This is a genomic window from Seohaeicola sp. 4SK31, from assembly GCF_028802875.1.
Classification (GTDB): Bacteria; Pseudomonadota; Alphaproteobacteria; order Rhodobacterales; family Rhodobacteraceae; genus Seohaeicola.
On sequence record NZ_JARAMP010000081.1, the window covers coordinates 1 to 1,443 of the forward strand.

1 protein-coding gene is annotated in these 1,443 nt (G+C 59.1%); it reads right to left on the bottom strand.

Annotated features, from left to right (window positions below; translation table 11 throughout):
* Positions 1–22: 22 nt before the first annotated feature.
* The gene (locus tag PVW27_RS21465) at positions 23–1,381 is read right to left on the bottom strand and encodes an ISKra4 family transposase (RefSeq protein WP_045685462.1); all 1,359 of its coding nucleotides are present in this window, start codon (positions 1,379–1,381) and stop codon (positions 23–25) included.
* Positions 1,382–1,443: the final 62 nt, after the last annotated feature.

Sequence of the window (1,443 nt, forward strand, 5' to 3'; positions counted from 1 at the left end):
GGGAGTGGGCAAAACTTGGGGGTCATGCGGCTGCTCTTTGGTAGGCTCCGGTTAGCCGACCGTCGAGAACGGCGGCGCGGACAACAGCCACGCGGTGGGCTCCATTGGGCGACCATCTCATGCGGCGGCGCTTGCCCATGCGGGTGTTCCCGATGTCGTCCACGCAGCCCTCTGCCCGGGATGAAGAAATCGGAAAACCCGTGCGGTACCGCCGACCATAGTCGGTCAGGCTGTCCATGTTGTTCGCAAGGTAGGAATAGAGGTCCGGGCACCGGGCTTGCACGCGTCGGGCTGCTTCAGCCGCCATGCGATCATCTGTATTCAGCCGCGTGCAATCGACGATCAACCATTGCAGACTGGTCGTGGCCGTTAGAACTTTCCCATGCCAAAGGTACCATCGCAGTGTTTCGGCCGGACGTTTGAACAACACTGGAATGCCGGAGAAACCCCTGCTCTGCAGCAGGCCTTTTACGGCGTTCTCGACGTGCTGAATACGCATCGAGATATGCCACCAGTCGAGGATGTGGCGGACCTTTCCATCGACGGCATTGCGGACGAGGTTTGGCAGGGCTGGTTCCCCGTCCGAAATTACCGTGACGGTTTGTTCGTGATCCCAACCGAGAGCCCTCAAGTGCTGGCGAAGCTGACTGGCAGGTGACAGGACCGCCTGTTGCACCAAGCCGAAGCGACGGCACCTATCGTGGCCTTCAATTTTACCGACCACAACATCGAGGTGTCGCTTCTGATATTCCGGCCTGCATCGGATATGCGCACCGTCCAGGAAAACCGTCAGCGCAGGCGCCTCTTCGGCGGCTGAAGGAACCAGCGGCTCATTCTGCTCGCTGTCGCAGATTTCCCGGGCAACTTTGCCCAGTCGATTGCGCACCGATGTGTTCACCTGCTTCGCGCAAGGCAGAAAGGTTTCCAGAATACGCACCGCTTCCCGAAAGGAATGACGCGCTCCAAGTTCGGCTTGAAGGCGTCGCAGTTCCGGGGTCGATCGATCCGGGAAAAAGTGAGCGAGAGGCGAAAGCGGTCCGCCCAAGACAACATCGGATTTTGCATTGCAGGCGCAACGCCGAATGCGCGGCGCTTTGACCTCGAACCTGCCGAAGAGTGTGTCGAGCACCCGCGACCGATAATCATGTATAGCCCGGACCCCGTCGCAGTCCGGGCAGATCCGGCTGGCTTCGGAAATTTCCTCGATCTGGTCGTGCAGGATCGCACTTTGCAATTGCCCCAGGATCGTCTTCGCATCTTCGAGCAACAACCCGAACCCCTCAGGCTGCGTGCGTCGAAACGGGCGGGACAAACGGCCGAGACGATGCCTCTTTGTGGTTCCGTTCTCAAAGGTCGTCTCGACAATAATCCGCACTTCCATGGCAGTTCCCTTCTCAATGAACCACCAACATACACAGACACCCCCAAGTTTTGCCCACTCCC